This window comes from Spirulina sp. 06S082, assembly GCF_034932145.1.
Taxonomy (GTDB): Bacteria; Cyanobacteriota; Cyanobacteriia; order Cyanobacteriales; family Spirulinaceae; genus CCY15215.
Genome location: NZ_JAYGHV010000400.1, coordinates 1 through 23,788 on the forward strand (window position 1 = coordinate 1; position 23,788 = coordinate 23,788).

The window sequence follows — 23,788 nt, forward strand, 5'->3', positions numbered from 1 at the left end:
ATTTGCAAGGAGATGCAGTATTTTTATTCAACTATGAAATTACTTTTCTAGCAAAAATAGAAAATGTTATGATGTTTGACCGCAAAATGAAAAATTGGTTCGCGGGAATGGAGTATGAAATCGATCCTCAGTGGAAATGGCTGGCATTATCTTCTCCTTTGTTAGATAATAATGAACCCACTGTAAGGGTTTCATCTGCCAATCGTAATCTTTTACGAAAAGTAGCAAAATCTCAAAATAAAAATATGCGTCAAGTCGCAAGTGAAGCGATAGAAATTTACTTGCAAAAATCCGATCTTGTTATAGAATTAGAACAAGATATATTACAGCCTGCAATCAGAATTGAACGCGGTCTTCATACTCGCTTAAAAGCAAGAGCAAGCCACTTTGGGCAAGCAATGAATCAATTAGCTAATGCTTACTTAGAAAGATACTTACAACAACAAGAAAGTCTTATTCAAGTTTAAATCTACGATCTGAGAATAAAACAGGAGTATTTTGTAATGCAAGTGAAACTGTTTCTAACATAGGAATTTAACGGGTAGGGGTTTGGTCTCCAAACCCTTATTCTGGATTATAATAGCATCTGTAGGGGTTTGGTCTCCAAACCCTTATTCTTGTTCATTTTTCAATCAAAAGTCCTCCAACGAATTGTTGCGATCGCCAAACAAATTAACCCAAAGATAATCCCAACACCAGACAGAAAAATAATTTGATTCATTATCGAAGCATGAGCAATGATTGCGACCTTTAAAAGTAAAGTTCCAGCGATCGGCTCTTCTTGAACTATGGTACTATTAAGTTGAGTTTGAATAGCACTCAGGGAAGTTGCTCTCGAGCCAAGGGCAATGAGTCCTACTAATATTGTACTAGAAAGCCAGGTAAAACCGAGAATGAATAAACCATTACGCCAACGACGAGGGGCGATCGCCAGAATAGAGATGGAAATAAAGAGAATAATTCCATAAGCAAAACGAGGAATTAATGTTGCAATAGTAAAGAATTTTCGGATGTCTGCAAGGTTTTCATCATCAAGTTTGATATCTTTTTCTGTAAGAGTGAGTTTGTCGGAGATGCCGTTATTGGGCAATTGAGAGAGATTAAATCGAGCGGGATTAATAGGAGGTGACGCACAACTTTCAGGAGGAGTACCAGGGGGACAAATCGGAGGATTTGGGTTGAGACTTTGCGTAATATCAGTTAAATTAATCGTAAATTCAACTCGATCTTTGCGGCCGTGAAAATAATCAAAATGCGCGTCAAGTATTGTCTCGAAAGTATTCTCTACAAAATCATCGGGAAGCGATCGCACGATCGCCCCAAACAATTGGCGATCGCCAGAAAGAGGAAAATTGCCAATTTGAGGCACCATTTCTTGTAATTTTTCTTGAAAAGCAGAAGCAAGCACATCATCGTAAGCATTACTCTCATTAAACCAAACCTTAACCGTTTGAACATTGGTAATCTGTTGTACGATCGCCGTAGTGGGTAAAAAGACAATTAAGGCGATCGCGAGAATTAAGGCCAGAAAAATGGAGCAAAACCAACGCAGTGCTTTCATAGAGCTAAGTTTGTCTGAATGTACCCGTACTTGTCTATAATAATGCTTGTTTTGATAAACTCCCCTATCGATCGCAAAATATATTGCTAATTGATAACGAATAACAAATAATTGAACAAATGAACCTATTCGATCGCATCCGCTTGGGACTTGCTGTAGGGGTTGCAAAAACCGTTACCACCATTGTTAAAAGTTTAAAATTGGGGGCGGCCAGCGTGCTTCCTGGAGAGATTTCTCGGCGCATTCACCCCCATTTACTCCCTTTACTTTTTGAGCAGGTGAAAGAAGGCGTTATCCTCATTGTAGGCACAAATGGGAAAACAACTACCTCTCTTTTATTGCGAACAATCTTAGAAGATTTTGGCAAAAAAGTGACCCATAATGCGACGGGTGCAAACTTAATTAATGGCTTAATTACCGCACTTTTAGCCGATACCAATATCATCGGACAACTTAACATCGATTACGCAATTTTGGAAGTTGATGAAAACGTTTTACCCTTAGTTTTGCGAGATTGTCGTCCTCGCTATATTTTAGGCTTAAATTTATTTCGCGACCAATTAGATCGCTACGGTGAAGTTGATACGATTAGTTTGCGCTGGCAACAGGCGATCGCGCCACTTCCTAATCATACCACAATCCTGCTCAACGCCGACGATCCAACCCTCTCCTATTTGGGGCAAAATCTAACCCAAAAAGTTCTCTTTTTCGGATTAAATGAACCCGATCGCTACCTCGAAGAAATCCCCCACGCTGTCGATTCAATTTATTGTCCCAGTTGCGGACATCTTTTAGACTATCAAGGGGTTTATCTCTCCCATTTAGGCGATTATGCTTGTCCTAAGTGCGACTTCAAAAAGAGTGAAACAGCCTTAAATAGTCAAGAATGGGGACAAATTTTAATCGGTGTTTATAATAAATATAATACCCTAGCAGCAGGACTATTAGCGCGAGAAATAGGTATTTCACAAGAGAATATTAATGCCACAATTAAAGATTTTCGTGCCGCTTTTGGCAGAGCAGAAGAACTAACCGTAAAAGGCAAGCACGTCCGCATTTTACTCTCTAAAAATCCTGTCGGAATGAACGAAACAATTCGCGCTGTTAATGACATTAAAATACAAGGCAAATCTTCAACAACCTTAATTGTTTTAAACGATCGCATTCCCGATGGAACTGATGTTTCTTGGATTTGGGATGTAGATACAGAAAAATTGGTGAGTTTGGGAGGAACAATTGTCGTCAGTGGCGATCGCGTTTACGATATGGCATTACGACTCAAATATAGTCAAGAAACATTAGAAATGAACCCTAACTCATTCAATTTAATTGTCAAAGAAAATTTACAAGAAGCAATTAAAATAGCATTAGAAAAAAGTCCCAAGGAGGAAACTTTGCATATTATTCCCACTTATTCAGCAATGTTAGAAGTTCGGAAAACGCTGACAGGTAGAGAAATTTTATAACGCGATCGCTATTCTTTTTTCATGGTAACTAAAGTAATATCATCGTAAATTTTTTGCGTACCAATATAGTCTTGTAAATCTGCAAGAATTGCATTTTGAATTTCTTCTACACTTTTTTCGCGATGCAATTGGATGACTTGACAGAACCGATCTAAGCCATATTGAACTCCATTACTATCTTCCGCTTCTGAAATCCCATCGGTATAAATAACAATAACATCTCCCGACTGTAAATCTATCTTTGCTTCATCAATAAAAGGAGTAATATCTTCATCTAAACCCACTGGAAATCCTAAATTTATTGTATCAATTCTTTTTATTTTTCCATCAGCACGAACTAAAATAACTTCCTCATGTTGTCCGCTTAAATACAATGAATTATCCCGATAATCCAATAATAAAAGTGTTAATATTTTATCTGAGTTAATCCGACGAACATTATCAATCACGATACGGTTAATTACATCCCAAAATTTCTCTAAATTGGTTTCATTGTTCGCTAATAAAGTCCGAATTGCTGTTTGTACGACAATGGCTAAAACACCACTTTCTAAACCGTGTCCCGTCACATCACCAATACATATTTTAACGCGATCGCCATAGGTAATGATATCGTAATAGTCTCCACCTACTTCCGTTGCAGGCCGCATATATCCAGCAATATCTAATCCTGGTATGTTTTCTAATTCTTCGGTTTTAGGCAAGAACATTTGTTGCAATACTTGGGTAATTTCTAACTCTCCACTCAGTCGAGAATTTTCCTTTTTTAGACGTTGATTGAGGGCAGAAATCTCTTCCTTAGCTTGTTCTATTTGTTCTGTTCTTTCGAGAACTTTTGCTTCTAAAGTATTAAAAGATTCTTGTAGTTGCAGAATCATTTGATTGAATGCGTCTGCTAATATACCAATCTCATCACGACTTTTAACAGTAACAAATCGATCTAATTTACCTTGGGCAATTGCGCGGGCGCTGTCTACGAGTTCTCGAATTGGAACAGTTAGACTGTGGGTTAATAACCAGCCAACTAATAAAGCAATGGGAAGCGTAACGGAAAAAATAATTAGAGAAGTTCGTCGCGCTCGTTTTTTGCTATTAATAACTGCTGAGGCATCAAATTCAATAATAACAATTCCTTCTTGTTCCTCAAAATTATTGATCAAAGGTGCATAACCATAAAGAATAAATTGTCCGTTGGGTTTGCGAAATAATTCTGGTTCGACAATTGCTTTAGTAATGGTATTATTTCCTTGGGCGAGTAAAGGAGGAAGTTGATTCACTTCTTTTCCCACAGTAGCGGTAGGGGCGGGTGGTGGTGCATAATCTAAAACAAATACAAATTTGCCGTCAGGAAGATGACGAAATGTATAAATGCGTCGAATTGACTCGTTAGTATTACTTATTTCTTCTAGACGCTGTAACAAAACGCGATAGTAGGAGGTTTGGGCATCTTGAGGCGTTATCAGTAAACCATGAAAATTAGGGTTAATTTGTAAAGCAGTTAAAGCGGTAATATCTTTCAGGCGATCGCGCAAATCTTTAATTTGGTTTTGATGGAGTTGAAAATAAAGACTTTCTGTTAAAATCCCAACAATTAAAAGCGTCAAAAAAGAGTAAGCTGCCGTTAATTTATAGCGCAAACTCCAGCCTTTTTTCTTTCTATTTTGAACAAAATTTTTAGCTTGTTGGAACATGAAGAAACCGTAGCTGGTAATTAATAATTAATAATTGATACTTGCTTAAAGCCCTAAACTGGAACGATAAGCAATTTTTTGCGACTCTCTCCCAATTTTATTGGTTAAATTTTCCCAACCTTGATAAATTTGTTGCATAGTTTGTTCTGTTGTTATTTTATCTTCTAAAAAATCTGCCAGGGCTGTATCTAAAATCTCTTGTTGATAGTCATGATTTTGGGGAATTCGTAGGTCTAAGACAACATTGGGACTTCGCAAACTAAACCCGATCGCCCCCAAATAGCGGCTTGTTGTTTCTAGACTCATTCCTGCTGCGATCCAGGCTTCGCGATCGCTAAACTGAGAAATGCGATAAGGATTAAATCCCGTCATCGCCAGGGTAACATCTTGATTAGATTGGGCGGGTTGACTGACATAAGATAAAAAAGCATAAGCAGCATCTTTGGTTTTGGCATCGGAGGCGGCATTAATTGCCCCAGACCACCCCCCAAAGGCGGCATAAGGTGCGCGATTAATCCCTTCAATCTCATAAGGACAAATAATATCATTGCAAACAACAAGTTCCCCCGTAGCGCGATCTAAAACCTTCGTTGTGCCTGGTAGAATGACTGCACCAAGGCGATCGCCGATTTCCGAGTGTTTGGAATCGATCGCCAAGGGTCCTATATCCCCCCAATCTAAAGTTAAAGCACAACGACCGGAAATAAAGAGATTGCGAGTTTCATCTATATCCAACTCTAATTCATTGTCTGGGGCATAACGTCCCGTTTCTTTATAGATTTCTAACGCTTTCGCAAAGGCTTTATTATTGACAAGAGGTTTCATGGTATCGGGATCGAAAAAAGCGCCTTGTTCGGTACCTTGGCTTTGTAGGAAAGCACTGGCGATAGACCAAAACATCCAATAGGATTGTTTTCCGCGTTTTTTCGGGATACAAGAACCGTAGTCTGGTGTGCCGTCAGCATTGAGGTCTTGTTGCTGAAAATGCTTGGCGATCGCCAGATAATCCTCCCATGTTTCCGGGGGTTTAAATCCTCCCCGCGTTAATAAATCTGTTCGATAGTACACCATTTGAAAATCCCCATCTAAAGGAATGGTGTAAGTTTTGCCCTTGTAGCTGGTGCTAAAATTGCGAAAAAAAGGCGCAATATCTTCCCATTGTAAAGCCGAATCTTGGGCAATGCGATCGCCTAAATCTTCCAATTCTCCCAATTCTGCATAATCGACCAACCATTGCGGCGCAAACACCATCACATCATATTTACCGGACTTCTCCTGCAAATTTGTTTGAATTTCCCCGTACAGTTTCTCAAAGGGAACCGTAATCACTTCAATTTCTGCCCCAGTTTTGGCGGTAAATTCTTTGGCGCGACGGGCGATCGGTTCGGCGATCGTTGGCAGATCGCGGGTTAAAACGGCTATTTTGACATTATCAAATCTTGGCTCTGAAATGGGGGCGGATTGGCCAGATGGGGGATTTTTTACTGTTTCCTTGGGGAGTTGGGGGGACGAAGTACAAGCAGTAAAGGCGATCGCCAGACCCAAGGCGAAGAAACTTTTTCTTATTTCTCTTGTCTTCATTTGCGTCAACGATCGAGGATTCAATTACCCATTACCCATTTAGTATTACTCAATCCCCACAATTTTGTTGAAAATTCCGGAGAGAAGGGCGGGGAGATCGGGTAATAAATGTTAAGATTACTTCGTTTTTCTAAATCAAGGAGTACAAAAGTATGAGGCAAAAACGTCTCGCATCCTTAGCTTCCCTGACAGTGCTGATGGTTGCGGCGATCGCCCCGATGGGGAATCTCCGCGCTGAAACCTTTGCAGAAGCATCAGAAACAGAAACCTCCATCGCCCAATCTGTGGCAGTGGGAATCTGTCCTAACCAATTACAACAGGCGATCGATGGTGTGATTCGCAATCCGACATTTTCTGGAGCCAAGTGGGGCATCCATGTGGAAACTTTAAATGAAGGCCGCGTCCTCTACACCCATGGAACCAACCAATATTTGATTCCTGCTTCCAATATCAAAATCCTCACCACAGCAGCAGCTTTGCAATTGTACGATCCCCTTTCTCCCATTCGGTCCTCGAATTTAGAGTCCTGGGTTCGTACTATCCTGCAAAGAAGTAATAATGATTATGCTGATGCCCTACTGCGAGGAATTGGCGGTACCCAGGCCGTGCGATCGGCGCTAGGTCGTTTGGGAGTTTCATCGGATTACCGACAGGCAGATGGATCGGGGTTATCTCGGAACAATTTGGTTACGCCTTCGGCATTGGTGGACATTTTGAAAGCGATTGTTCAACGCGGTCATGGTAAAGAAGTATTTTATGCTTCTCTCCCCGTTGCCGGGCGTAGTGGCACCCTTGCGGGACGTTTTCAGTCAACTCCTGCCCAGGGAATTGTTCATGCTAAAACTGGAACGCTGAATGGTGTAAGGGCGCTTTCTGGGTATTTAGAACATCCAGAATATGGAGTGCTTGTTTTTAGCATTCTTGTGAATCAACCGGGTCAGTCGGGACAGCGATTGCTGAATGCGATCGATAATATTGTAGTTCGTATGGCGAGCATGAATAGTGTTAGCTGTTCGCGCCCTTTTTAAACCGAGTAAAGTTTTTATGGTGGTGTTGAGGAGATTTTGCCAAGTGTTGAGGAGTTACTGGGGGTGCCCTTCGCATCCCTTTAAAATTTTCGGTTTGGCGATCGCGCTGATTTTGTAAGAGAAGGAATTACACTTTATAATAGGGTTTTAGCCAAAATCTCACTTTAAAAATTCAAAAGTCATTGAGTCTTAAAATATGCTATACCGTCGCTTTGGTCGTACAGAATTGCAAATTCCCGTCTTCTCTTGTGGGGGAATGCGCTATCAATACAAATGGCAAGATGTTAAATGGCAAGATGTCCCTCAAGATAATCAAAGCAATGTCGAAGCTACGATTCGCCGCGCCGTAGATGTAGGGATTAATCATATTGAAACTGCCCGAGGATATGGGTCTTCGGAGATGCAATTAGGAGCGATTTTGCCCAAATTGCCGCGAGATGAAATTATTGTACAAACTAAAGTCGAACCCGTCGCCGATCCTCAAAAATTTCGACAAACCTTCGATCGCTCTTTAGGTTATTTAAAACTCGATTATGTGGACTTGTTGGGATTACACGGGATTAATAATGCCGAATTATTGCATTATAGTCTCAAACCGGGGGGCTGTTTGGCAGAGGCGAAAAAGTTACAAATGGAAGGAAAAGTACGCTTTATTGGCTTTTCTACTCATGCTCCTACAGAGATTATTATTGAAGCGATAGAATCGGGAGAATTTGATTATATTAATTTGCATTGGTACTATATTTTTCAAGATAATTGGCCGGCGATTGAAGCGGCACGCCGTCAAGATATGGGGGTTTTTATTATTAGTCCCTCCAATAAAGGGGGAATGCTCTATCAAGCGCCGCAAAGGTTAGTAGAGTTATGTCAGCCGTTAAGTCCAATGGTCTTTAATGATTTATTTTGTTTGTCTCATCCCGAAGTTAATACTCTTTCAGTTGGTGCTTCTTGTCCTGCGGATTTTGACGAACATTTAAAAGTTTTAGATTTGCTCGATCGCAGTGATGAAATACTACCTCCGATTATAGAACGATTGGAACAAGAGGCGATCGCCCGCTTAGGAAAAGATTGGTATTTAACCTGGCGAGAAGGACTTCCCAAACCTGAAGAAACTCCAGGTAATATCAATATTCCGACGGTGTTATGGTTGCGAAATTTGGCGATCGCTTACGACTTGATTGAATATGGAAAAATGCGCTACAATCTGCTAGGAAATGGCGGTCATTGGTTTGCTGGCAAAAAAGCCAAAAATATTCCTCAATTCGATTTTACGGCTTGTTTGCAAAATAGTCCTCACCGCGATAAAATTCCCGAATTTTTGGCAGAATGCGATCGGCTTTTAGGAGGAGAAGGAATTAAACGTTTATCTCAACAATAAAATTATTCTTGCAGAAATAGAGATTGATGGCGATCGCGATCGAATCCTTTATTCGGTATAATGGTTTTAAACGTATCGACTCAATTGAGGCAATGGTACAGCAACTTAATCCCTTATTCATTGACGAGGATAGTCTTTATCCGGAAAGTGACGGTAAACCCTTGGCAGATAATACGACTCAATTTCGCTTAATTGTCACGATTCAAGGTGGCCTCGATACTTTATTTCAAGATCGAGAGGATGTATTTATTGCGGGAGATTTATTCTGGTATCCGGTTCAATTGTCAGTGCAACAGATTTTAGAGCAAAAGAAAGCTCAAAGACAAGCTCCTGATGTTATGGTGGTATTCGGACGACCCAAAGGCGATCGACGCTCTTACAAGCAGTGGGAAGAGGAAAATATTGCCCCACAAGTAGCGTTTGAAATTCTCTCGAAAAGTAACAGAAAAGGAGAGATGGAGGATAAATTTAAGTTTTATCAACAGCATGGTATTGAGGAATATTATCTTTACGATCCGAAAAAGAATCGCTTGCAAGGATGGTTGAGAAAGGGAAAAAAGTTAAATGAAATATCACAGATGGAGGGATGGAAAAGTCCGCGTTTGGGAATAAAGTTTAGTATTGCATCGGGAGATTTGGCTCTATTTTATCCGAATGGAGAACCGTTTACATCTTATGTGGAGACTGCTGTACAGCGCGATCGCCAAAAACAAAGAGCCGATCGCGAACGACAAGAGAAGGAATTTGCACAACAACAGCGCGATCGTGAACGAGAAAGAGCTAATCTTGAAAAACAAAGATGCGATCTCCTCGAAAGAGATCGCCTGCAAACTCAAGCACAATTAGAGGAAGAACAAAAGAAAAATCAAGAATTGCGCGATCGCCTTCGACAAATGGGAATTGATCTCTGATAATATTTTTCTACTCAAAGACTTAAGGTATAAGTGGTAATCTCATTTGAACGTTACTAATCCGATTCCTTGCTATCTCGCAGTATTCTTTGCTAATATCAATACCTATAAAATTTCTACCCAGTTCTTGTGCAGTCTTACAGGTTGTACCGCTTCCGCACATGGGATCGAGAATTAGATCGCTTTGATTTGACCATGAGGAAATATGATCTCTAGCAAGTTGACAAGGAAATGGTGCTGGATGATCTTTTGCTTCTTGATCTTCTGAATTTTTACCAACGACATACTCCCAGATATTACCTTTGATCTTTTGTTGTTTTACAGGTTCAGCCATTTTGCTTCTTTTCTGTTCATTTTTTGAATAATTCTTGTATGTTGTTCCATTAAGTTTTAGTCCTGCGTGCAAACAATCTATCTTTAATGGGTTATGTGTTTCAACTCGTCCTTTACTCAAGACAAACATATATTCAAATTCATTGTTATATCTATGTCGGTAAATTTGTGGTATCGGATTTCTTTTTCTGAAAATCATCGTATCATGAAGATTAAATCCAATTTCTTTAAAAAATAGTGCTTGTTTAAAACTTGTTCCTGTTTCACTGCCATTAATTGTAGCATCTCCAACGACCCAAACAACAACGCGACCTTTCTTAATGATACGATAGAGTTCTTTGGCGATCGCCTCAAATGGCAATTCATAGCCTTTATATTTCCTTAAGTTATCGTAAGGTGGAGAGGTGAGAATCATATCTACAGATTCATTCTCGAAATGTTGCATTACTTCGAGACAATCTCCTTGAGATATTTTGTTGATGAATTCTGCGATCGACATAATTATTTCTATGAGTTTTAATTTAAGAAAACAACAAATACAAAAGAAAAAAATTGCGCGATCTCCTTCGACAATTAGGGATCGATCCCGATTCTCTTAATCCATCTTAAATTTTTACATGAGATAACTCTTTTCTAAAGTTCTGTATATATCGCAATTGGATCGATCACAATTTCATTGGGTAACTTTTTACTGAACTGTTGTTCAATATTGGCTAATTGTTCAATTATAAGCATCAATGCTTCTTTTATAGAAGCATCTGCGGGTAATGTTGGAATAATATCTGGGTTAGTTCTCTCAGATATTTGAGTAATCAATCCAAACACAACTAATTGTTTTTCTGTTTTTCTAGAATATTTCTTAATTAGAATTTCTTCTGGTTCGCGTAGATATTCTCGCTGGAGAACTGAATAAAAGACTAAATCATTGATTTTTTGATGTAGTTCAAGTTGATCTTTAAATCCATAATTTATCAGCACTAATATTTTTTTCAGAAACTCAGGATCTTGATAAAGCCCTTCCTTTTCAGCTATTTCCCTAATAGTATTGGTGAGTTTTTTATTTTCTTGATTTTGGTTTTCTAGAGAAAATCCTTTGTTTTTACTCTGTGATTTACGAGTTTGTGAATTAATTGTCTTTATCTTTTCATAGTTTGTTGCGTAAACTATAGCTTCACCAATTGCATTAAAATTTTTAAATAAATGGGTTATTCGTTCAATATCATAAAATGTAGCTTTTGCACTGACTCTAATAAAAGATTGTTCTTCAAGTAAATTTTTGTTTGTTTCGGAAATGACTTCTTCATTATATTGGGCAACTTTTCCAAGGTCTACTAAATGTTTCTCAAATACTGAGTATGAATAATCGTGAAGATATTTTTTTTCAGTATCTCTACCGCTAATAGTTAATACATCAGCAAGAACTTTCCCACTTGCAATAGGTCCTTTCTGTGATTCATTATTTTGTTTCACTTGTTTATTTTCATTGATAATATACTCAGTAATACCTTGAAATATTTGAGATGAAAGCGAGTACATTTTTTTTTCATCTAAATAAATAAGATTTCTGATTTTTGCCTCTGTTTCCATTTCTGTTTGTTTCATGATTTTTGTCTCCGTTATTTTCATAGTTACTGGTTTTTTCGCTTCCGATTCAGATAATCTTGATAATACTTGTTTCTAGTATCGATAATTGACCAAATAGAAACGCTACAACCTGCCACAGCTAATAAAAGCGTGAGAATAATAATGATTGCATTCATTTTATCATCCCTCGTGCTTCCCAATATGAAATCCTATGGTAAACAGTGTAACTGGTGATCAAAGATATTATCGCTAACAAAAGTGTACAATAATTTATTGTTGTTACCTCGATAGCAGATTCATCAATTTCACCAAATAATGTCAATGCGAAAAGAACGCTATAAAAAGCAATAAATACAATAGATGTTCCATTTTGGATAGTCTTCCAAGATGTATCTGACAATATGATATGTTCAATTTCATTAATATTTGAAATATGTAATACTAATCCAAAGGATGTGCAGTCTGATGCAGTGAACAAATTTACCGCATCGCGCCCGGTCACAAACCAGACAAGAAGTCTTGAAGCAATAGGTATGAGGCCAACAAGAACTGTATAAATCAGCCATTTTATCTTCTTATTTGGCTTTTTGTTTGTTTGTTTCTTAATTGGCTTTGGAGTCGGTGTCATTTCTAACCAAAATAATACGTTTGGACTATTTATCGTACAAGAACTTTCTATCTATCTAGTGTACCTGATAAAGATACAGGTAGAAATTGTGGAACAGTTCCAACTACGATCTCACTCCTCAAATTCCCAACCATCAACAGAGGCTCATTACCTTAATTATGAAGTAGCGTAAAAAAACTGTAAAAAATGTTACCGTTACTGGATTTACTTTGTAGCATTGACTACATTTTGTAGAAGAAGCCTTTGGAGAAATGTAAATGAATACTCATACCCATAGCCCCGATCGCAGTTTAGAGAATTATGCCGAACACCCTTACTTGCTGGTGATTAGCGTATTTTTAGCCTCCTTGATCGTGGGACTGCTACCGATCGCCATTAGCAGCAATCTTGCGACCAGTAGTAATCAAGATACAGCCCCCATAACCCTAGGAGAAGCGGGACTTTGGAACGCCGTTGGACGTTAACTCAGACCCTGACGAGATTCTGTTGAGTCGCCAATTCCGAGGAAATGGATTCGGGAGTCATCACCTGTACCCGCACCGCACAAGCCTTTAATTCTGGTTGTAGAGAGTCGGGACAGGATTCGGGGTGAGTGAGGGCGTTTACTTCTGCATCATAAGCCCATAATGCTCCCCAGTGCATGGGTGCAAAAACCGTTCCCTTGGCGATCGCCTTCGTCACCTTAGCAGGTAGACGACAAACCCCGCGACGCGATCGCACTTCCAACCAACTCTCATTTTTAACCCCCAATTTCTTCGCATCGTGGGGATGAATTTCGAGGAAGGGACGGGGGTGCATTTTCACGATCTTCTCAATGCGTCCCGTGCGCGTTTGCGTATGCCAATGCCCGTATAATCGTCCAATGGTAAGCACGAAAGGATATTCCTCATCGGGAGGTTCCGCCAAACCACGCGAGTGATAAGCGGCAAAAATTGCCCGTCCATCGGGGGTGTGAAACTGCAAATCTGTATAGAGTCGCTTACCCCGATTATTGGGTAATGGGTCATCGGTATCGGATAATTGTTCCCGATCGGGACATGGCCATTGAATCGGACCCTCTTCCTGCAAGCGATCGTAACTAATGCCGGTCATATCGCAAGGGCGATCGCGGGTTAATGAGACAAACTCTTGATAAACTGCCGAGGAGTCAGTAAAATTGAACTGTTCCTCAAATCCCATCCGGCGACCTACTTCCGCAAAAATCTCCCAATCTGGCCGAGATTCTCCCACTTGAGGGCGAAATTGGGGGCATAATGTTACCACTCGTTCGGAATTGGTCATAATTCCCGTTTTTTCTCCCCATTGTGCCGCAGGAAGCAAGATATGGGCATAAGCTGAGGTTTCTGTGGGATAGTAAGACTCTTGATAAATGGTAAAAGGAGAGAGTTTCAGTGCCGCTTGAGTGCGTCGAAGGTCTGGCATACTGACCGCAGGATTAGTCGCAGCAATCCATAAAGCCCCTACTTCTCCCTGTTCCAAACCGCGAATCATCTCCCAAACATCCCGTCCCGGTTGCGGGGAAATACTACCGGGTTTAAGTCCCCAAAGTTGCTCTAAATCGGCACGGTGTTGGGGATTTTTGACGAGGCGATATCCGGGTAAAATATGCGCCAGTCCTCCCGCTTCTCGCCCTCCCATCGCATTCGGTTGACCCGTGAGAGAAAAAGGACCCGCCCCAGGTTTGCCGATATTTCCCGTCATTAAGTGCAGATTAATTAATGTTCTCACTTTTGCCGTCCCTTCCGAGGATTGATTCATCCCCATCGACCAAAGAGACAGGACGCGATCGCTATTGCCCCATAATTGCGCTACTTTTTGCAAATTTTGAACGGAAATACCGCATTTTTTGGCCACTGTTTCCGGGGCATAATTCCAAATCACTGAGGAATAAGCAGGGAAATTGCGGGTACATTCATCGATAAAAACACTGTTAATTTTGCCCCAACGCATGAGTAAATAGGCAATACCGTTGAGGAGATCGATATCGGTTCCTGGTTTAATCGCTAAATGAATATCGGCTTTTTCAGCAGTGGGAGTACGACGGGGATCTACCACCACCATTTTAACTTTACGGTTGCGCTTGTGATGTTTAACTAAGCGATTAAAAATAATAGGATGACATTCGGCGGCATTTGTGCCGATTAAAAAAGCAAAATCCGTTTCCTCAAGGTCATCATAACAACAGGGGGGACCATCTGCGCCAAAACTTTGAATATAACCCGCCACCGCAGAGGACATACAAAGGCGAGAATTTGCGTCAAAGTTATTGGTTCCCAAACAGCCTTTTAAGAGTTTTTGGGCAATATAATAATCTTCCGTTTGTAATTGTCCCGATCCGTACATACAAATACTATCGGATCCTTGGCTAAAGCGCAGGGTTTGCAAGCGTTGGACAATGCGATCGAGTGCCTCATCCCAACTCACTCTCACAAAAGGATCGTCAAGGGAATCTCGCATCATGGGGTATTTCAAACGGTCTTTATCTAAGGACTCAGCAATAGTCGCCCCTTTAACGCAAACCATCCCCTGACTGGAGGGATGATCGCGATCGCCTCGCACTCGCCAGATGGGAGTTCCTTCACTATCGCGCAGGGTGGGGCGATCGGGGAGGGCAGGGGGTAAAACTTCGAGGCCGCAACCGACACCACAATAAGGGCAAAGGGTTTTTATCGGGTCAGTCATAATATAAATATGCGAGATTAGGATTAGGATTAAAATGTAAAATTTTGTAGGGACGTTAAATTTAACGTCCCTACGCAGTTTGTTAGCGATCTACGCTAGGAAAGTGATTCTTCAATTTTTTCCTCAAAAGAAGGAGGATGAATATAATCTTCCTCACCTTCATGATGTTCGGAAAAAGAGCCTTTCGGTTCTTTAAGAATAAACCAGCAAAGGAAAGCAACAATCATGCCACTCACCCCGAGGGTTTGGAAGAAAATTCGGTTTCCGGCTGCCCCAGCAAAACCCCAATCGGGTAATAAACTAAATAGGGTCAGGTAAGCGACGGCACCCACGTTTCCGTAAGCACCTACATTCCCAGCAATTTGTCCGGTAATACGACGCTTAACCAAAGGTACGATCGCAAAGGTAGATCCTTCTGCTGCTTGCACAAAAAAGGAACAAGTCATGGTTAAAAGAACAGCTAGGGGCAGAAACCAGGCCCCACTGACCAGACTCATCATCAAATAGCCTAATGCCATACCTGCGGTTAATATGGCCATTGTGTTTTTGCGAGACCCCAATTTATCAGAGATCAAACCGCCACCAGGACGGGACATGAGGTTCATAAAAGCATAACTGGCTGCAATCATTCCGGCGGCTTGTTTACTCAAGTCAAAGGTGCCTTCAAAGAAGGCGGGAAGCATGGAAACAACGGCAAGTTCGGAACCAAAGTTAACCACGTAGGTTAATTCGAGTATGGCAACTTGAGAGAAATTATAACGATCTTCCGGGGCGTAGTGTTTTTTTCCGGTCATCAATGCTTTATTGGCTTCCCAACAACCGTAGGCTTGAAAGAGATATAAGCCGGCTAAAAATGCCCAGGTAATATAGAGGGCAGTTGGGTTCAGGAAACCAACTTTATTCAAACGCCATGCTAATAGGGCGAGAATGCCGATTAAGGGTACATTCATGGCGAGGAGTAACCAGAAGTCTTTTTGGGTGGTGACTTCAATTCCTCCGGCGCGATTGGGACGCTGATAGACTTTACCTTGAGGGGTATCTTTGACGTTAAAGAAGTAAATCACTCCGTAAACGGCGGCAAAAATTCCCGTTGCGGCGATCGCCATACGCCAATTTAACATGGCTTCTCCGGTGACAGGATTCACGGCACCAAAGGCAACCCAACCGGCGATCGTTGGCAGAGTAAAAGCCGCGGCCGCAGAACCAAAGTTCCCCCAACCCCCGTAAATGCCCTCTGCTAACCCAATTTCTTTGGGAGGAAACCACTCGGCTACCATGCGAATACCGATGACAAATCCTGCACCGACGATACTTAACGCTAAACGGCTAAGAACCAATTGGCTGAAGTTTTGTGCCAGTGCAAAAGTTAAACAGGGAATGGCTGCATATATCAACAGCAAGGAGTAAGTAATGCGCGGTCCGTATTTGTCCAATAACATCCCGATAATAATTCGGGCGGGGACAGTCAGGGCAACGTTACAGATCGCGATCGTGCGAATTTGTCCGATTTCTAAACCAAAATCTGCTTGTATTGCTGTGGAGAAAGGGGCAAAGTTAAACCAAACCACAAACGACAGGAAAAAAGCAAACCAGGTGAGGTGCAAAATGCGGTAACGACCGCGATTAAAGTTGAGAAATAATTCACCAATCATTCTTGATTTTCAGGGTTACTAAACAACAAAAGGTTAAAGAGTTTTGGAGATTCAAGAATGGAAATTTAGCTATGTTTTAGTGCTAAGAATTCCGATAAGACGAATGAGCGCTTTGATTGAGGTTTATTCAAGACAGAAATCATTGAATTGCCTCAATCTGAGTTTTTAGAATCACATCTCTGATTAGGTTTTTTAGTATCTCGCGATACAAAAATCAAATATCAATGCAAAAACAGTTATTTCCCGATTCGTTTTGTGCATAAATTGTGCTAATTTTAAGTTCTAAAAAATCTCTAAAAAAAAAGCTCGGCGATCGCCGAGTTTATAAATTCAGGAAAGTTGAAGAGTGAAGAGTGAATAGTGAATAGTGAATAGTGAATAGTGAATAGTTATTTTGCTGTTGCGCCAAACTTTTCCAGCATTAATTCTTCTAAAACTTCGGGTAATTCATCGCAGGGAATTCCTTTCCGAACGCAAGTTCCCAGTTTAGCATCTTTGCCAACAGTACCCCCCATGTAAAGATCGACTCCTTCGACAGTTTTTCCGTCTTTACGCACCTTGGTTCCCATTAAACCAATATCAGCAACTTGAGGCTGTCCGCAAGAGTTAGGACATCCCGTCCAATGAATGCGAAGGCGATCGCCGATCTCTAATTTTTGATCTAAATTACGGGCAATATTTAAGGCGCGTTGTTTGGTTTCCACTAAGGCGAAATTACAAAATTGACTCCCCGTACAAGAGATTAGCGATCGCACTAAAGGAGTCGGCGCGATCGCATATTGTTGTAAAATAGGTTCTGCCAAAAGCGTCTCTACATTTTCATTGGCAACATAGGGAATAATAACATTTTGTTCGACAGTTAAACGCAGTTCTCCCTGGCCGTAAACCTCTGCCAATCGTGCCAATTCAAACATCCCTTCTGCATCATCAAAACGACCGACGGGAACGTGCAAACCAACATAACTATATCCAGCTTGTTTTTGAGGATTTACCCCCAAACAATCTCGCTTATCCCAATCCATTTCATCTTTAGGGGCGGCGGATAAAAGTTCTTTACCAAAAACCTTTTCTACTTCAGCACGAAACTTATCCATTCCCCACTCATCAATTAACCACATTAAACGAGATTTTTGCCGATTTGCCCTCGAACCATTGTCTCGGAAAACAGCAAGAATTGCACAAGATAACGTCACAACATCTTCATTAGGAGGAACCCAAGCATGGAGGGGAATTGCTGGGGCGCAACGTTTGGCAGAAAAGAAGCCACCTACAAGAACATTAAAGCCTAATTCGCCTTCTCGATAGGCAGGAACAAAGGCAATATCGTTAATTTCGGCGTGGATGGAGTTATCTCTTCCTCCTTCTAAAGCAATGTTAAATTTGCGAGGAAGATTGGTAAAAGCGGGGTTTCCTTGACCGCTATTTGTAATCGCATCTTGTACCTTTTGCGCCAATTCTCGAGTATCGATTAGTTCGTCACCATCAATGCCAGCAATAGGAGATCCAGTAATATTGCGAACATTATCCATTCCTGACTGGATCGAAGTCAAACCGACTGCATTTAACTTGCGGAAAATGTCAGGAATATCTTCCAAACGGACTCCTCGCAGTTGAATGTTTTGGCGAGTGGTAATATCGGCACTCCCATCGTCGCCGTAGCGTTGAATAATCTCAGCTAAAACTCGCATTCCTTGGCTAGAAATAACCCCGCTAGGAATCCGCAAGCGTAACATGAATTTACCCGGTGTAACAGGACGGAAGAAAATCCCCAACCATTTTAAGCGATGTTCTAAATCTGTTTTATCGACGGCTTCCCAACCAATTTGAGCAAAATGTTCTAGTTCGTCTTTCACGGCTAGTCCATCTTTTTCGGCTTTAAATTTTTCAAATTTATTGAGTTTTGTTTGGGGTTCGACTGCAATTACCATAAGTTTATCCTTGCGCTGCGATCGCTTAAATTCGTTCTAGAATACTGTTTTGTGAATTTTACAATTGCTCTAGCAATTTTTACGTTGTTTGTAGACTATGGGGAGAGACAGAGGATTTTTGTAAATTTTGTTACACAATCTTGAATTTTATGAAGTAATTGCATGAATTAGAGGGCGATCGCGCATAGTTGCGATCGCCCTCTTTTAAAGTGAGTCAAAACCCTCTTGAAAAAGGGAAGAAATTACTGAATCAGAGGGATTTCTGAAACTTAAGTCCTTGTCTTACAAAGATTATCGCTTGAATAGTTGCACTATTTTTGGGGAATTGAGAAAATGCTTGGGCTTGGCTCATACTGCAATTAAAGTAGGGTTTGACTTCTTCTGTAAATAGCGATCGACTAATTTTATGGTATTGCCGATGCCATCTTCCGCGCGAATTTGCTCTCCCAATTGACGCGATCGCGCTTTGATATTCTCATCTTCCGTTACCGTGGCGATCGCATTAGTCAAGGCTTCTGCGGTTAAGTTTTTTTGGTGAATCGGAGGTGCAGCAACCCCTAACTTATTCATATAATGACCCCAAAATGGCTGATCCCCCAAAAAAGGAACAATAACCATTGGAACTCCTGCCTGTAGCGTAGCAGAGGTCGTTCCCGCCCCTCCATGATGCACGATCGCCGCGAGTTGGGGAAATAACCAACTATGAGGAATAGAGTCAATTGTGAAGATATCATCATCATCAATATTTGTACTGAGTCCACCCCATCCTTTCATGAGAATACCCCGTTTGCCCGTCCGTTTTAAAGCCTCGATAACATTGTCTGTAACCCTTTCCGAACAACGATTGAGCATACTGCCAAAGCCAACATAAACAGGTTTTTCCCCGGCTGCCAAAAAGTCTAATAAAGCTGAAGACGGTTGCCAATTTGACTCATCGGGCAAAAACCAATATCCTGTAACGTGATGCTTTGACGACCAATCATTGGGCTTAGGAATTGCGGCGGAGCTATAACCGAATAAAATAGGATGTCCTGGTGTAGAAAAGTGTCCTGCATGAGGCCAAGAGGGTAAACCAAAAACATCTTTGCGCCATTGATTAATCGGCTTTCCTAGGGCTTGCCAATACAGTTTTTCCATGAGAACATGGCTTCCCCAGTTGTACCAAGGTCCCAAGTTAAGATTGGGCGATGTAAAACAATTTGGAAATGCCTTCGTGCGCGTATAGGGCTGTAACATTCCCGAAAATGCAGGAATATTCAATGCTTCAGCAATATGAGGTGCAGCCATTGCCAAGGGTCCATAGATCATTACCTCTGTATCTTCACAAGCGGCAAGAGAACAATCGAACTGTTGCCGTAAAACCGGGCGTACCATTTCAGCATAATCAGAAAACAGGCGCAGGGGATTCTTGCCGTTATTTTCCAGCCATCGTTGTCCGATCTCCCCTTCCAGCATAGCTTGCGGCTCTCCATCAATGGGCATAAACTCTAAGCCCCAACTTTGAATAAAGCTGGCAAAGGGAGGAGGTGCGGCAAGACGCACGGTATATCCGGCTTGTTTGAGACCCACCCCAAGGGCAACATAAGGCTGAACATCTCCTCGAGAGCCGAAGGTTAAAATTGTTAAGCGCATAATCGTAAATCGTGAAAGAATAGCAATACAGATATTCACATTTATAGCAATTCTCTCTTTTTGATTTATCCGTAGTTTTACTCCTTTTAGTAGTCCTTCTTTTAACTTAAAACCCGATCGCCCGCGAATCTACCCAAGAATCATCAGCCAGTTTAGCCCAAGCGATGCCATTTGCCAGCGATCGCGCATTTGTCACCCGCAATTTGTCTCCTGCTTCTACGACTCCGATCGCTTCCCCGTTAGGGCGATCGTATTTTTGGGCGTTACGGATGGCAGGAAATTGCCCGCGATCGCCTTGAAAATTCTGGGTGAGTGGGGTGGACAACTCTGGAGACTGCCCTGATCGCGTCTCGACAATTTGCAAGAAATCTTTGGCGATCCAAGTACCTTGACGGGTTTGCACCCAAGTATAACTCCCTTGCGATCGCTCTTCCCCTGTTAAAATCACTAAAGTTCCTTCAAGCAGAGAACCTACTTTTTCCCCGTTAGGGTGGCGGCGAGTATTAATTCCTTGTTGGTTTGGGGTAGTGACGCGGGCTTGAGTGGATGTTTGCGGAGAGGCTGTTTTTTGCGGCTCTAGGACGGGTTGCAGAAAAGTTTTAGCAATCCAACCATTTTGGGTTGTTTTGACCCAACGATAGCGCCCTAACTGCTTTTCCTCTCCTGTTAAAAATACTGTTGCTGCCTCGGGAAGTCCGCCTATTTTGGCACCATTGGGAGTCGATCGCACATTTACTCCCTTGCGATCGGGGGTACGAATAACCGCTTGCAGGGTTTTTCCTCCAGTATTCTCTGTAGCGTTTAATCCTAAAGAAGCAAGAGTTTCCTTACCTGCAATACCATCTACCGATCGCAAACGTTGACGCTGTTGATAGTCTCGCACGGCGCGTTCGGTTTGCCTACCATAAATTCCATCAGCAGGGATATCGAGTACCTGTTGGATTTTCACTACAGTATCACCGCGACTGCCCTGGCGATAGGCGATCGCGTAACTGGGAAAATGGGTCGTACACAGGAGAGACAAAAGTACAAGAGTTCCACCTAACCCTCGATAATTGAGGGATGGGGAAACAGATTTCTGGATCGGGTCTTCATAAGAGACGGCATAGTAGGTAAAAGCAAGAGTTTCCATTGAAATTTTTCCATAAATAGAACTTACTGCAAATTTTCCAAACGAATGCGGGGATCGACAGCTTGTAACAACAGGTCAGACAATAAATTACCGATAATTAACATCAAAGCCCCCATCATCAAACTCGCCATTACCAAATACAAATCTTGTGTCATCACTGCGCCTAAAATTAATCGCCCTAACCCCGGCCAATTAAAGAAATATTCGGCAATAAACGAACCACTTAATAAACTAGCAAATTCAAAACCCAAGATTGTCACCAAAGGATTCACCGCATTGCGTAAAGCGTGAACATACATGACTCGATCTTCAGATAAACCTTTTGCTCTTGCGGTTTGAATGTATTCTTGTCGCAGAACATCTAATAAAGAGCCTCGGGTCAAGCGTTGCAGTCCGGCAAAACTGGTAATACTCAGGGCAATTGTTGGTAGAATCATGTGCCAAGCAATATCAAAAATCTTGCCTAGAAAAGAGAGTTCATTATGGTTAATACTGGTCATCCCTCCTACGGGAAGTAAAGGGGAGAGAAGTTGAGCCACAAAAAGCAGTAATAATGCGGTAATAAAACTGGGAAACCCCTGACCGATATAACTGAGAACTCGTAAGGCTTTATCTAAAGGTTGATTTTGTTTAACAGCACCGATAATTCCCAAAGGAAGCGCGATCGCCCAAGTGACAATAATCGAAGAAATTGCCAAAAGTAAAGTATTGCCCATGCGTTCGATAATGAGAGAACCCACATCTCGCGAATAGACAAAACTGCGACCGAAATCGAAGTGCGTCACCACCCCCACCAACCAGGTCCAATACTGAAGCCACATGGGTCGATCCAGTCCATATCTTGCGGTTAATTGGGCGATCGTATCTTCAGAAATTGTCGGATCTTCCTTCAGGATATCTAGATAGTTACCTGGGGCAAGTTGGATAATCGCAAAAGATAGCGCTGAGGCTAACAACAGCGTTAACAGCGCTTGTAATAAACGTTTGAGAATATAGAAAGTAGTCTCCTCGGTGAGGAGATTGAGAACTCCTCGGAAAAAAGAAGCAGGGCGATCGCGCAATTTAGTAGTAGTCATATAGTGGGATGAAGAATTAAAGAATCAAGAATGAGGGATAAAGTTTTTTTGCCTGTTGCCCGTTCCCTCTTGCCTATTCCCTATCTAATACTCAATTAAACTTACAATGGGAACATCCGGTAATTTTTTGCGCCCCCCCAAATCCATTAACTCAATCAGGAAAACAAAACCCTCCAGATGACCACCACATTGTTCCACCAGATCGGCTGTTGCTTTCGCAGTTCCCCCCGTCGCAATCAGATCGTCAACAACGATCACTCGCTTACCCTCCTCAACGGCATCTTGGTGCATTTCGAGGCAATCTGTGCCGTATTCTAACTCGTATTCCACCGAATAAACCGCCCCAGGTAATTTACCTGGCTTGCGAACGGGAATGAATCCGGCCTTTAATTGATAAGCCAATAATGGCGCAAAAATAAAACCGCGAGATTCCATTCCTAAAACATAATCCGGTTCTAGCCCCATTTCCTGACATCGTTTGCTTAACGTATCCGCAGTGTGGCGTAAACCCTCGGGATGCTTCAATAGAGTGGTAATGTCCCGAAACAAGATTCCGGGTTTGGGAAAATCGGGAATATTGCGAATGAGTGATTGGATATCCATTAGAAAGACAAAATGATAAACCTATTGAAAGATAGTACACTAAGGATCTGAATCGTTAATTATTGGTTTCTTTATTTTTCCCCATTAATAATTGATAATTGTTTAATGAGTCAAGCTGCAAGCGTCAAGTCCGAGTCTAATCCGTCAAAGCCTTCAAAACTCTTGGTTTTGGACAATTTGCCAAACTTGCCCGGTGTTCAGGAATGTTCCCCTCGCGTGCAACAGAAAATTGACCTAATTTTGTTGGCTCTCGAAGCACTAGAGTTGGGAGGTTCAGAACATATGCTGGCCACCGCCCAAGAGTTAGAATTACAAAGTATTATTGATAATCGCGTGACTTTATGGCGGTTGCGCTGTTCTAATCCTTGGCGGCGATCGCACAGCCGGGATTCTCTCACGTTGAATCAAGCCAAGGCATTAACGATGGTGGCCAGCTTTCGGGCGCAAAAACTGTCGGTATTGATTCGCCAGTTACTCGTGGCACGCCAGCAAATTCAACAAAAGGGGCTACCATTAGAACAGCATTTTCGCCTCTCTGAATATTTGGAACGCTTTCGGGCGCATTTTCGCAGTCACATGAATTCTAAACGGGCAAAAGTGGCCTTTTATTTGTCCAGTAACGAACGATTGAATGATTTGGCCATGTCTTTGTTGGGTCAACTGCTTTTCTGTACGGGGACGGCAGGAAGGCAACGATTTTGGGTTAGTTTGTTTGATGGAGAAGTGCTATGACAATTAAACGCCAGTATAATTTGCCCAATTGTCGGCTCGTTTTGGAAGGATTGGACAATGAAAATCTGGAAGGCAATCAGCGCGATCGCCGACCCTTACTCTCGGTTCTCGTTCATGCTGAATGCCGTTTTACGGGGATAGAACCGCCTCTAGCGGGGGGAAAGGATTTTCTCTATAGTTTGGTTAAAGC

At 41.7% G+C, this 23,788-nt stretch carries 22 protein-coding genes; 8 read left to right on the plus strand and 14 right to left on the minus strand.

Going from position 1 to position 23,788, the window contains the following annotated elements; genetic code table 11:
• A partial coding sequence (locus tag VB714_RS23995; protein WP_323227410.1) for a hypothetical protein occupies window positions 1–467 on the plus strand: 467 nt, incomplete at its 5' end.
• 161 nt (window positions 468–628) lie between these two features.
• Here the strand turns inward: VB714_RS23995 and VB714_RS24000 are convergent.
• The gene (locus VB714_RS24000; protein ID WP_323227412.1) at window positions 629–1,561 is read right to left on the minus strand and encodes a hypothetical protein; all 933 of its coding nucleotides are present in this window, start codon (window positions 1,559–1,561) and stop codon (window positions 629–631) included.
• A 119-nt stretch (window positions 1,562–1,680) separates the two neighbouring features.
• Between VB714_RS24000 and VB714_RS24005 the strand changes: the two genes are divergently transcribed.
• Complete coding sequence (locus tag VB714_RS24005; protein WP_323227415.1) at window positions 1,681–3,027, plus strand: Mur ligase family protein; 1,347 nt, start codon at window positions 1,681–1,683, stop codon at window positions 3,025–3,027.
• 8 nt (window positions 3,028–3,035) lie between these two features.
• Here the strand turns inward: VB714_RS24005 and VB714_RS24010 are convergent, their stop codons facing one another.
• A complete protein-coding gene (locus VB714_RS24010; protein ID WP_323227416.1) occupies window positions 3,036–4,718 on the minus strand; it encodes a PP2C family protein-serine/threonine phosphatase in 1,683 nt (560 codons plus the stop codon).
• A 45-nt stretch (window positions 4,719–4,763) separates the two neighbouring features.
• Window positions 4,764–6,299: an ABC transporter substrate-binding protein gene (locus tag VB714_RS24015; protein ID WP_323227417.1), complete on the minus strand. Its 1,536-nt coding sequence runs from the start codon at window positions 6,297–6,299 to the stop codon at window positions 4,764–4,766.
• A 152-nt stretch (window positions 6,300–6,451) separates the two neighbouring features.
• Here VB714_RS24015 and dacB point away from each other — a divergent pair, with 152 nt between their 5' ends.
• The 3 genes from dacB to VB714_RS24030 all read left to right on the plus strand — a co-directional run bounded on the left by dacB (window position 6,452) and on the right by VB714_RS24030 (window position 9,616).
• A complete protein-coding gene (gene dacB / locus VB714_RS24020) occupies window positions 6,452–7,327 on the plus strand; it encodes a D-alanyl-D-alanine carboxypeptidase/D-alanyl-D-alanine-endopeptidase (RefSeq protein WP_323227419.1) in 876 nt (291 codons plus the stop codon).
• A 196-nt stretch (window positions 7,328–7,523) separates the two neighbouring features.
• Window positions 7,524–8,705, plus strand: a complete 1,182-nt coding sequence (locus VB714_RS24025; protein WP_323227421.1) for an aldo/keto reductase — start codon at window positions 7,524–7,526, stop codon at window positions 8,703–8,705.
• A 26-nt stretch (window positions 8,706–8,731) separates the two neighbouring features.
• Window positions 8,732–9,616 carry a Uma2 family endonuclease gene (locus VB714_RS24030; protein ID WP_323227424.1) on the plus strand — a complete coding sequence of 295 codons (885 nt, stop codon included), beginning with the start codon at window positions 8,732–8,734 and terminating at the stop codon, window positions 9,614–9,616.
• A gap of 22 nt (window positions 9,617–9,638) precedes the next feature.
• Here VB714_RS24030 and VB714_RS24035 read toward each other — a convergent pair whose 3' ends face one another.
• The 4 genes from VB714_RS24035 to VB714_RS24050 all read right to left on the minus strand — a co-directional run bounded on the left by VB714_RS24035 (window position 9,639) and on the right by VB714_RS24050 (window position 12,161).
• A complete protein-coding gene (locus VB714_RS24035) occupies window positions 9,639–10,448 on the minus strand; it encodes a site-specific DNA-methyltransferase (protein WP_323227427.1) in 810 nt (269 codons plus the stop codon).
• Window positions 10,449–10,582: 134 nt separating this feature from the next.
• A complete protein-coding gene (locus tag VB714_RS24040) occupies window positions 10,583–11,551 on the minus strand; it encodes a hypothetical protein (protein ID WP_323227429.1) in 969 nt (322 codons plus the stop codon).
• Window positions 11,552–11,577: 26 nt separating this feature from the next.
• Window positions 11,578–11,709: a hypothetical protein gene (locus VB714_RS24045; RefSeq protein WP_323227431.1), complete on the minus strand. Its 132-nt coding sequence runs from the start codon at window positions 11,707–11,709 to the stop codon at window positions 11,578–11,580.
• Window positions 11,706–12,161: a hypothetical protein gene (locus tag VB714_RS24050; protein WP_323227432.1), complete on the minus strand. Its 456-nt coding sequence runs from the start codon at window positions 12,159–12,161 to the stop codon at window positions 11,706–11,708. Before VB714_RS24050 ends, VB714_RS24045 begins: the two co-directional genes overlap by 4 nt.
• 257 nt (window positions 12,162–12,418) lie before the next feature.
• Between VB714_RS24050 and VB714_RS24055 the strand changes: the two genes are divergently transcribed.
• A complete protein-coding gene (locus tag VB714_RS24055; RefSeq protein ID WP_204104777.1) occupies window positions 12,419–12,625 on the plus strand; it encodes a hypothetical protein in 207 nt (68 codons plus the stop codon).
• 1 nt (window position 12,626) lies between these two features.
• Here VB714_RS24055 and VB714_RS24060 read toward each other — a convergent pair whose 3' ends face one another.
• From VB714_RS24060 to VB714_RS24090, 7 genes are all read right to left on the minus strand, one after another.
• Window positions 12,627–14,843, minus strand: a complete 2,217-nt coding sequence (locus VB714_RS24060) for a nitrate reductase (RefSeq protein WP_323227433.1) — start codon at window positions 14,841–14,843, stop codon at window positions 12,627–12,629.
• A 95-nt stretch (window positions 14,844–14,938) separates the two neighbouring features.
• Window positions 14,939–16,495 (minus strand): MFS transporter, encoded by a 1,557-nt coding sequence (locus tag VB714_RS24065; protein ID WP_323227434.1) that lies wholly within the window; start codon window positions 16,493–16,495, stop codon window positions 14,939–14,941.
• Between the two features lie 389 nt (window positions 16,496–16,884).
• Complete coding sequence (locus VB714_RS24070; RefSeq protein ID WP_323227436.1) at window positions 16,885–18,423, minus strand: ferredoxin--nitrite reductase; 1,539 nt, start codon at window positions 18,421–18,423, stop codon at window positions 16,885–16,887.
• Between the two features lie 348 nt (window positions 18,424–18,771).
• Window positions 18,772–20,055, minus strand: coding sequence for a glycosyltransferase (locus VB714_RS24075; RefSeq protein ID WP_323227437.1), 1,284 nt, complete (start codon window positions 20,053–20,055; stop codon window positions 18,772–18,774).
• A gap of 106 nt (window positions 20,056–20,161) precedes the next feature.
• Complete coding sequence (locus VB714_RS24080) at window positions 20,162–21,187, minus strand: peptidoglycan-binding domain-containing protein (RefSeq protein ID WP_323227438.1); 1,026 nt, start codon at window positions 21,185–21,187, stop codon at window positions 20,162–20,164.
• Window positions 21,188–21,210: 23 nt separating this feature from the next.
• On the minus strand, window positions 21,211–22,263 hold the full coding sequence (locus VB714_RS24085) for an ABC transporter permease (RefSeq protein ID WP_323227440.1): 1,053 nt from the start codon (window positions 22,261–22,263) through the stop codon (window positions 21,211–21,213).
• 84 nt (window positions 22,264–22,347) lie between these two features.
• Window positions 22,348–22,866, minus strand: coding sequence for an adenine phosphoribosyltransferase (locus VB714_RS24090; protein WP_323227442.1), 519 nt, complete (start codon window positions 22,864–22,866; stop codon window positions 22,348–22,350).
• A 105-nt stretch (window positions 22,867–22,971) separates the two neighbouring features.
• On the opposite strand from VB714_RS24090, the gene VB714_RS24095 reads away from it, so the two are divergent.
• Complete coding sequence (locus VB714_RS24095) at window positions 22,972–23,598, plus strand: DUF3038 domain-containing protein (protein ID WP_323227444.1); 627 nt, start codon at window positions 22,972–22,974, stop codon at window positions 23,596–23,598.
• Window positions 23,595–23,788, plus strand: a 194-nt coding sequence (locus VB714_RS24100; RefSeq protein ID WP_323227447.1) for a DUF4335 domain-containing protein, incomplete at its 3' end; no start/stop codon positions are given. The genes VB714_RS24095 and VB714_RS24100, both read left to right, overlap by 4 nt.

Excerpts from the sequence above, each read along its gene's own strand:
- VB714_RS24000 (WP_323227412.1), bottom strand. The coding sequence starts at position 1,561 with ATGAAAGCACTGCGTTGGTTTTGCTCCATTTTTCTGGCCTTAATTCTC.
- VB714_RS24005 (WP_323227415.1), top strand. The coding sequence starts at position 1,681 with ATGAACCTATTCGATCGCATCCGCTTGGGACTTGCTGTAGGGGTTGCA.
- VB714_RS24010 (WP_323227416.1), bottom strand. The coding sequence starts at position 4,718 with ATGTTCCAACAAGCTAAAAATTTTGTTCAAAATAGAAAGAAAAAAGGC.
- VB714_RS24015 (WP_323227417.1), bottom strand. The coding sequence starts at position 6,299 with ATGAAGACAAGAGAAATAAGAAAAAGTTTCTTCGCCTTGGGTCTGGCG.
- dacB (WP_323227419.1), top strand. The coding sequence starts at position 6,452 with ATGAGGCAAAAACGTCTCGCATCCTTAGCTTCCCTGACAGTGCTGATG.
- VB714_RS24025 (WP_323227421.1), top strand. The coding sequence starts at position 7,524 with ATGCTATACCGTCGCTTTGGTCGTACAGAATTGCAAATTCCCGTCTTC.
- VB714_RS24030 (WP_323227424.1), top strand. The coding sequence starts at position 8,732 with ATGGCGATCGCGATCGAATCCTTTATTCGGTATAATGGTTTTAAACGT.
- VB714_RS24035 (WP_323227427.1), bottom strand. The coding sequence starts at position 10,448 with ATGTCGATCGCAGAATTCATCAACAAAATATCTCAAGGAGATTGTCTC.
- VB714_RS24040 (WP_323227429.1), bottom strand. The coding sequence starts at position 11,551 with ATGAAACAAACAGAAATGGAAACAGAGGCAAAAATCAGAAATCTTATT.
- VB714_RS24045 (WP_323227431.1), bottom strand. The coding sequence starts at position 11,709 with ATGAATGCAATCATTATTATTCTCACGCTTTTATTAGCTGTGGCAGGT.
- VB714_RS24050 (WP_323227432.1), bottom strand. The coding sequence starts at position 12,161 with ATGACACCGACTCCAAAGCCAATTAAGAAACAAACAAACAAAAAGCCA.
- VB714_RS24055 (WP_204104777.1), top strand. The coding sequence starts at position 12,419 with ATGAATACTCATACCCATAGCCCCGATCGCAGTTTAGAGAATTATGCC.
- VB714_RS24060 (WP_323227433.1), bottom strand. The coding sequence starts at position 14,843 with ATGACTGACCCGATAAAAACCCTTTGCCCTTATTGTGGTGTCGGTTGC.
- VB714_RS24065 (WP_323227434.1), bottom strand. The coding sequence starts at position 16,495 with ATGATTGGTGAATTATTTCTCAACTTTAATCGCGGTCGTTACCGCATT.
- VB714_RS24070 (WP_323227436.1), bottom strand. The coding sequence starts at position 18,423 with ATGGTAATTGCAGTCGAACCCCAAACAAAACTCAATAAATTTGAAAAA.
- VB714_RS24075 (WP_323227437.1), bottom strand. The coding sequence starts at position 20,055 with ATGCGCTTAACAATTTTAACCTTCGGCTCTCGAGGAGATGTTCAGCCT.
- VB714_RS24080 (WP_323227438.1), bottom strand. The coding sequence starts at position 21,187 with ATGGAAACTCTTGCTTTTACCTACTATGCCGTCTCTTATGAAGACCCG.
- VB714_RS24085 (WP_323227440.1), bottom strand. The coding sequence starts at position 22,263 with ATGACTACTACTAAATTGCGCGATCGCCCTGCTTCTTTTTTCCGAGGA.
- VB714_RS24090 (WP_323227442.1), bottom strand. The coding sequence starts at position 22,866 with ATGGATATCCAATCACTCATTCGCAATATTCCCGATTTTCCCAAACCC.
- VB714_RS24095 (WP_323227444.1), top strand. The coding sequence starts at position 22,972 with ATGAGTCAAGCTGCAAGCGTCAAGTCCGAGTCTAATCCGTCAAAGCCT.